A 7,383-nucleotide genomic window follows, 5' to 3' on the forward strand; every position below is an offset into this window, starting at 1 on the left:
TTACGCTGCCGTCGACAGCGTGATCGAGACGGTCGACAGCCTGGGCCTGAGCGAGGCACGGCTGGTCCTCAATGGTCACCTTGCGGCCGCGCATAACGACAAGGCCCTGGCTGGCCTGCGTGCGACCGCCGAGTGGATTCAACGCGAAACGGGTGGCCGCAGTTCGGTGATGATGGATGCCGATCAGGTCGCCCAGATGACCGGCTCGCGACGCTTCACCGGTGGCATGTTGACGCCGAAGGCCGGTGGCCTGCATCCGCTCAACTTCGCCCGCGGCATGGCCCGCAACCTGCACGGGCGAGGCGTGAAGATATTCGTCAACAGCCCGGCCCAGCGCGTGGAGTGCGGGGCCGACGGCGTGGTGGTCGACACTCCCCAGGGGCGTGTCAAGGCCAGGCAACTGGTGTATGCCACCAACGCCTACTCCGACCTCACTCCCGTCACTGCCACCTTGCACCGGCGCATCGTGCCGTTCTGCAGTGCGATCATCGCCACCGAGCCACTGCCGCCTGCGGTATTGGCGGGCCTTCTACCAGGCGGCCAGGTATGCGGTGACACCAAGCGCATGTTGCGCTGGTTCCGGGTGATCGGCGACCGGTTGATCTTCGGCGGGCGCGGAGCATTCGGCAAGGACGGCACCCAGGCGGCCTACCAGGCCCTGGAGGAAAACATGGCGGAGATCTTCCCGCAGTTGCGCGGCCAGCCCATTGCCTATCGCTGGTCGGGCCTGGTGGACATGACCCTCGACGGCTTGCCCCACGCCGGACAGCTCGATGAGCGCCGCTTCTATGCCATTGGTTACAACGGTGGCGGGGTGGCCATGTCGACCTACATGGGCGCTCGCCTGGCCGACCTTACCGCTGGCCGCCCGCTGGATCTGCGCCTGCTGGCCGGTGAACGTCTGAACCCTATTCCGTTGCATGCCTTCCGGGCGCCAGGCGTTCGCCTGGCGGCGGGTTGGCAGCAGTTTCTCGATGCCATCGGCCGTTGACCAGGAGGTTTCATGGCGCAGGTTTTACATTACCGTCAGGGCGAAGCCGTGGCTCACTTGCAATGCCCAAGGTATGAAATTGGGTGCTGCGAAGGTGGGCAGGACCGCCATATCGATGCATTCGATGGGGTGTTGCTGGGAGTGCTTGAAGCGGGGGAGCTGAGGTTGACGGGCGAAGGGTTCGCGTTGCACCTCGTACCCGGCGATTGCTTCGTGGTGCCGGAGGGCGTGGCGCTGCAATGGCAGCCCTCGGGCATGCTGCGCTACCTGTTCATCCGCTTCCCTGGCCTGGGAGGTGAAGCCAGCCACGACCGCCCGCTCAAGCTGGACCTGCACGGTACGCTATCACCGTGCAGCCCGCCGGCTGCCGAGGTATTGCTCACGCCCACACCGCAGGCCTGGAGCCGTGCGGCCTTCGAGCAAGGGGCGCTGCGTATCGGAACGTGGGCGTGTGAACCCTATCAGCGACGGCAGGTGGAACCCGGGTACAGCGAGCTGATGCACATCCTCGAGGGCGAACTCACCCTGACTGAAGCCAGTGGCACGCAGCACACCGTGGCCGCGGGGGAAACCCTCATGGTGCCTGCCGGGGCCACCAACGCATGGTCGAGCGAGACGATGGTACGCAAGGTCTATTGCATCCTTGGTTGATCTCAGGAACGTGCGGCGCCCCGGATCGCACCGCCGCTCATGCGGCAATTTCGCGATCTGTCCGCTTAAACCGCCTTGACCAGGCTGCGCAGCGGCACGGTGCTCTTGACCACCGGTGACTTGATCACGATATAGCTGAAGTACTTCTCGATGCCGATGTCCTTTTCCAGAATCGATTCCATCAGCTCCTGGTAATGCTGGATGCTGCTGCACAGGAAGCGCACCAGGTAGTCATATCCGCCGCTGATGAGGTGGCACTCCAGCACCTCGTCGATGTTGCGGATGCTCGACTCGAACTTCACGAAATCCGCGCGCTTGTGGTCCTGCAGGGTGACCTCGGTGAACACCGTGACCGAATTGGCGAACTTGGCCAGGTTCACATGGGCTTCGTAGCCACTGATGTACCCCGCCGCTTCAAGGCGTTTGACCCGCTGCAGGCAGGGGCTGGGTGACAGCCCGACAGCCTCGGCGAGGCTGACGTTGGTCATGCGCCCGTCCTTTTGCAACTGGACAAGAATGTTGATGTCGATGCGATCAAGTTTGGTTGCAGCGTCCATCTTTGACTCCTCGGTTGATTCCAGTCCGGTGTGCCCGCTTCACGCCCGTAGTGCCCGTTGGTGGGCATGGGTCATGTCGGCCAGGCTTGCGTATTCACAACGTTTGGCATCGAGTGCCGAATTCGACATGTTCCAAGGTTGAGCCTGGGTGCGCCGCAGGGTGCAGATCGGGAAGTCGACCAGGCTGTTCCACGGGTCGTCCGGTTCGCTGCTGCGAACCGGCAGCATGTCCATCCGCGGTACTTCAATTGTCTGCAGAGCCTGTGCCAAGGCCGGGCGCCAATCGTCGTCGTCCGGCTCGACAATGGCATCGAAGGTGATCGGCAGGCGCCGGGTCAGGCTTTCGATATCGATGCCATGGCGTGGGGCGATGAGGATCAGGCGGTAGAACTTGCTCAGGTACTGCAGGGCGCCGGGTGCGTCTTCATAGATCGGCCACTGCGCTGCAGCGCTACCAAAGGCCACACTGGCCTCCCAATCCGGAACCAGAAGCAATTGCTGCGCCAGGCGCTGGTAAAGTTGACCGTGCAGTGCAGCCGGGCTGCTGGCCTGCCGTGCCAGTTGCACACTGAGGTAGCGGTAGGCGTCGAGGATCTGCGGGTCATCGAGCGGCCGTGCCGATTGCGCCGCAAGAGGGCGCAGGCCTTCGAGAATGCCCCGTTCGCGGTCAACCAGGGTGGCGTAGGAGAGGCCAAGTGCCCGGTAGTGCGTGATTTTCATGAGGAGTCGGCTCCTGTGGTGGTTCTGCGGGTCCATCCAGGGGGTGCCAAAAGGCCGCGTCCGCGGCCCCAGGCGAACACTCAGGCGCCGGCGGCGTCCAGCGCCTGGCCAGGCATTTGCAAGGCCTCGGCCATCTGCGCTTCGGTGGTGACCAATGGCGCCAGGAAGCGCACCACGTTGCGGTGAACGCCGCACTTGATCACCAGCAGACCGGCTTGGCGGGCTTCGTCGATGACCCGCTGCGCCAAGGCGGCGTCCGGGGTGTTACCGGCATCCCCAGCGACCATCTCGATAGCCTGCATGAAGCCGAGGCCGCGGACCTCGCCAATTCGCGGGTGGGCTTGCTGCAGGGCCAACAGCCCTTGCTGCAGTTGCTGCGCCAGCGCTTTCCCCTGGGCAAGCAAATCCTGGCTTTCGAACAGGTCCAGCACTGCCAGCGCCGCGGCGCAGGCCACGCCGTTTCCACCATAGGTGCCACCCAGCCCACCTGGCGTGGGAGCGTCCATGATTGCCGCGCGCCCGACCACGCCCGACAGCGGCATGCCCCCGGCCAGGCTCTTGGCCACGGTGACCAGGTCGGGCGTGATGCCGGCATGCTGGAAACCGAACATTTTGCCAGTGCGGCCAAAGCCAGCCTGGATTTCGTCGAGGATCAGCACGATGCCGTGCTGGTCGCAACGTTCGCGCAGCCCTTGCAGAAACGCTTTGGGTGCGGCAATGAAGCCACCGTCGCCCTGTACCGGCTCGATCAGAATGGCAGCGACCCGGTCGGGCGCCACGTCGGTGGCGAACAGTTCGTCGAGGCGTGCCAAGGCTTCATCGCTGTCGATGCCACGGTAAGGGTTGGGGTAGGTGGCATGGTAGATCTCGGCTGGGAATGGCCCGAAGTTCTGTTTGTAGGGCTGGCTCATGCCGGTGAGCGTCACGCCCAGCAACGTGCGGCCATGGAACCCCCCAGTGAAGGAGATCACCGCAGGCCGGTTGGTATGCCCCCGGGCGATCTTGACAGCGTTTTCCACCGCTTCCGCGCCGGACGTGAACAGCGCGGTCTTGAAGTGCTCACCGTTGCCGACCAACGCATTCAGCCGTGCGGCGACCGCGATGTACGGTTCGTAGGCCACCACCTGGAAGCTTGCGTGGGACAACTGTTGGACCTGGCGCTGCACCGCCTCGACCACCTTGGGGTGATTGTGACCGGTATTCAGCACGCCAATGCCGCCGACGAAGTCCAGGTACCGACGCCCGTCGACGTCCCACAGTTCGGCTCCGCTGGCGCGGGCGGCGACCAGTGGATGGGCGGTGGCGATGCCGCGTGGCACGTTTTCGTCGCGCCAGGCGAGCAGACGTTGGTTTTCGCTCAGGGGTGGGGTCATCGTGATCTCCAGGCAATCAGCGTGATGGGATAGGACTCAAGGATAAGAATTGTCTGGGGTGACAAGCGCTGAAGTTGGGGCAGGAGGAGGTGGTATCGGTTGTTTTAGCGAGTAGCCGCGAAATATTACGCTGAGCGGTAGTCCCGGCCTGCCGGCCAGGACTCTGCCATGGCCGGTCAGCCTGCCTGGGGAACCACGATGGTGTCTTGCGGATGCAGGCGCATCCACAGCGGCGCGCCGATCTGTGGCAGGCTCAGGTTGCCCTCATGGTGGCTGGGCTGGCGCAGGCTGACCGTCGGCCCGTTATCGAGGTCGACGAACACCTTCAGGCTTTCACCCTGGAACACGATGTCCGAGACCCGGCCATGCAGGCGGTTCCATTCCGGCCCCGCGGTGCCGTTGTCGAGCAGCAGTTTTTCAGACTGCAGGGCCAGGAACAGCGCACCGCTGGCGGGTACCTCGCGGCTGGTGCGCAAGGTCGTCGTACCCAGGCTCAGGCCCGTGGCGCTGCGCTGCAGGGGCACCAGCGTGCTTTCGCCGATGAAGCTGGCGACAAAGTCATTGGCCGGGTGGTCGTGCAGCCGCCGCGGGGTGTCAACCTGCACCAGCCTGCCGCCGCGCATGATCGCGATGCGGTCGCTCATGGTCAGGGCTTCACGCTGGTCGTGGGTGACGTAGATCATGGTCGCGCCCAGACGTCTGTGCAGGGCGCGCAGCTCGATCTGCATGGTCTCGCGCAGTTGCTTGTCGAGCGCCGACAGGGGTTCGTCCATCAAGATCAGCTTGGGTTCGAACACGATGGCCCGGGCCAGGGCCACGCGCTGGCGCTGGCCGCCCGACAGGGCGGTGATAGGGCGGTCTTCATAGCCGGTCAGCTCCACCGTGGCCAGCGCCTTGGCTACCCGCTCGCGGCTGTTGCTGGCATTGATGCCACGGGCGCGTAGCGGAAACGCCACGTTCTGTCCCACGGTCATGTGCGGGAACAGGGCATAGTTCTGGAACACCACGCCAATGTCGCGCTTGTTGGGTGGCATCAAGGTCACGTCGCGTTCGCCGAACAGGATGCTGCCCGAACTGACTCGCAGGAAGCCTCCGAGGATACTCAGCAACGTGGTCTTGCCCGACCCGGAAGGCCCCAGCAGTGACATGAACTCACCGGCCTCGACCTTGAGGTCGACCTGATCCAGCGCCTTGAGGCTGCCGTAGTGTTTGCTTACCTGGTGAACGGTGACCGATTCGAAACCATCAGTGAAATGCATCGCGAATTCTCCTGCGCAGGGCAACGGGGCAAGCGGGCTTTGTTCATCTGAGCACAGCCGGCCACCCGGTTCGTGCTGTTTTGCTCCGGTTCAAAAGTCAGATCTGCTGTGCCGGTTCAGCCCAGGCCACCGATGTGCCAGGCCTTGATCTCGAGAAACTCGTCCAGGCCGTATTTGGAGCCTTCGCGGCCAGTGCCGGACTGCTTCACGCCACCGAACGGCGCTACCTCCATCGAGATCACCCCAGTGTTCAGGCCGACCATGCCGAACTCCAGGCGCTCGCCGACGCGCCAGGCGCGGCGCATGTCCTGGGTGAAGTAATAGGCACCCAGGCCGTAGGGCGTGGCATTGGCGATCTCCAGCGCCTCGGCCTCGTCGTGGAAGCGGAACAGCGGTGCAACCGGGCCAAAGGTTTCTTCGCTGGCCAAAAGCATCTCGGGGCTAGCGTCGCGCAGTACAGTGGGTTGCACGAACAGCCCCTCGCCCTCGGGCAGGCCACCGGTGACCACCGACGCGCCCTTGGCCACGGCGTCATCGATGTGCCGGCGCACCTTGTCGACGGCAGCGGCGTTGATCAACGGACCAAGGGTGACGCCAGGGGCGAACGCATCGCCGACCTTCAGCTTGGCCACCTCGGCGCTCAGGCGTTCGGCGAAGCGCTCGTAAATGCCCGCTTGGACCAGGATGCGGTTGGCGCACACGCAGGTTTGCCCGGCATTGCGGAACTTGCTGAGCATCACGCCCTGAATGGCCAGGTCGAGGTCGGCATCGTCGAACACGATGAAGGGCGCGTTGCCGCCCAGCTCGAGGCTCAAGCGCTTGATGGTGGCCGCGCACTGGCTCATCAGCAGTTGGCCGACCTTGGTGGAGCCGGTGAACGACAGCTTGCGCACGCTGGGATTGGCGGTCAGTTCGCTGCCCACTCCGGCAGGCAGGCCCGTCAGCACGTTGAACACGCCGGCCGGGATGCCCACCCGCTCGGCCAGCACCGCCAATGCCAGCGCCGAGAGCGGGGTAAGCTCCGATGGCTTGACCACGATGGTGCAGCCCGCTGCCAGCGCAGGGGCGCACTTGCGGGTGATCATGGCGTTGGGGAAGTTCCACGGGGTAATGGCGGCCACCACGCCGACCGGTTGCTTGAGCACCAGAATGCGCCGGTCGGCGGTCGGGGCGGGGATGGTATCGCCATAGATGCGCCGGGCTTCCTCGGCGAACCATTTGACGAAACTGGCGCCGTAGCCGATTTCGCCTTTGGCTTCGGCCAGTGGCTTGCCTTGTTCGGCACTCATGATCACAGCCAGGTCGTCCTGGTTGGCCAGGATCGCCTGGTGCCAGGCTTCCAGCACACGGGCCCGCTCGGCAGGTGGAACGTCGCGCCAGGCCTGGAAACTGGCCTCGGCGGCGGCGATGGCGCGGCGGGTTTCGCTGGCGCCAAGGGCCGGGACCTGGGCCAGGGTCTGGCCGTTTGCCGGGTTGATGACGGCCAGAGTGGCGCCGTCGTCGGCGTCTATCCACGCACCATTGGCGTAGGCTTTCTCAACCAGCAGGGAAGGGTCGCGTAATTGGGCTTTCAACATGGGGGTACCTGTAGCTCGGTTGCCGTGATGGGCAAAGTGTAAGAAGCCGGCGCCAGCGCCCGATGCCAAGTTGGTCCGGGCGCGCGGTCAGAGATGCCGAATTGAGCGAGGTGGCAGCAGGACCTGCCGCAACGTGCCGGGACGTTGCGGCAGGGCGCTTCAGGCCTGTTTGTTGCGCCCGGCGATGACCACCAGCAACAGTGAGGCGAGGATCAGCATCGAGCTGATGGCGGCGATGGTCGGGTCGATCTCATC

Annotated in this window: 7 protein-coding genes; 2 read left to right on the forward strand and 5 right to left on the reverse strand. The window is 64.6% G+C overall.

Going from position 1 to position 7,383, the window contains the following annotated elements; all coding sequences use genetic code 11:
- The coding region (locus tag VJS90_RS06195; protein WP_324120101.1) for an FAD-binding oxidoreductase at nucleotides 1-991 on the forward strand (991 nt) is incomplete at its 5' end.
- Between the two features lie 12 nt (nucleotides 992-1,003).
- Nucleotides 1,004-1,642: a cupin domain-containing protein gene (locus VJS90_RS06200; RefSeq protein ID WP_324120103.1), complete on the forward strand. Its 639-nt coding sequence runs from the start codon at nucleotides 1,004-1,006 to the stop codon at nucleotides 1,640-1,642.
- 65 nt (nucleotides 1,643-1,707) lie between these two features.
- Here the strand turns inward: VJS90_RS06200 and VJS90_RS06205 are convergent, their stop codons facing one another.
- From VJS90_RS06205 to VJS90_RS06225, 5 genes are all read right to left on the reverse strand, one after another.
- Nucleotides 1,708-2,199 carry an Lrp/AsnC family transcriptional regulator gene (locus tag VJS90_RS06205; RefSeq protein WP_324120105.1) on the reverse strand — a complete coding sequence of 164 codons (492 nt, stop codon included), beginning with the start codon at nucleotides 2,197-2,199 and terminating at the stop codon, nucleotides 1,708-1,710.
- Between the two features lie 39 nt (nucleotides 2,200-2,238).
- Nucleotides 2,239-2,919 carry a hypothetical protein gene (locus VJS90_RS06210; protein ID WP_324120107.1) on the reverse strand — a complete coding sequence of 227 codons (681 nt, stop codon included), beginning with the start codon at nucleotides 2,917-2,919 and terminating at the stop codon, nucleotides 2,239-2,241.
- A gap of 80 nt (nucleotides 2,920-2,999) precedes the next feature.
- The gene (gabT, locus tag VJS90_RS06215; RefSeq protein ID WP_324120109.1) at nucleotides 3,000-4,292 is read right to left on the reverse strand and encodes a 4-aminobutyrate--2-oxoglutarate transaminase; all 1,293 of its coding nucleotides are present in this window, start codon (nucleotides 4,290-4,292) and stop codon (nucleotides 3,000-3,002) included.
- Between the two features lie 176 nt (nucleotides 4,293-4,468).
- Nucleotides 4,469-5,551 carry an ABC transporter ATP-binding protein gene (locus VJS90_RS06220; RefSeq protein ID WP_324120111.1) on the reverse strand — a complete coding sequence of 361 codons (1,083 nt, stop codon included), beginning with the start codon at nucleotides 5,549-5,551 and terminating at the stop codon, nucleotides 4,469-4,471.
- 116 nt (nucleotides 5,552-5,667) lie between these two features.
- Nucleotides 5,668-7,128: an NAD-dependent succinate-semialdehyde dehydrogenase gene (locus VJS90_RS06225; RefSeq protein ID WP_324120113.1), complete on the reverse strand. Its 1,461-nt coding sequence runs from the start codon at nucleotides 7,126-7,128 to the stop codon at nucleotides 5,668-5,670.
- Nucleotides 7,129-7,383: the final 255 nt, after the last annotated feature.

The sequence above is a fragment of the Pseudomonas sp. genome (genome assembly GCF_035277045.1).
Taxonomy (GTDB): domain Bacteria; phylum Pseudomonadota; class Gammaproteobacteria; order Pseudomonadales; family Pseudomonadaceae; genus Aquipseudomonas.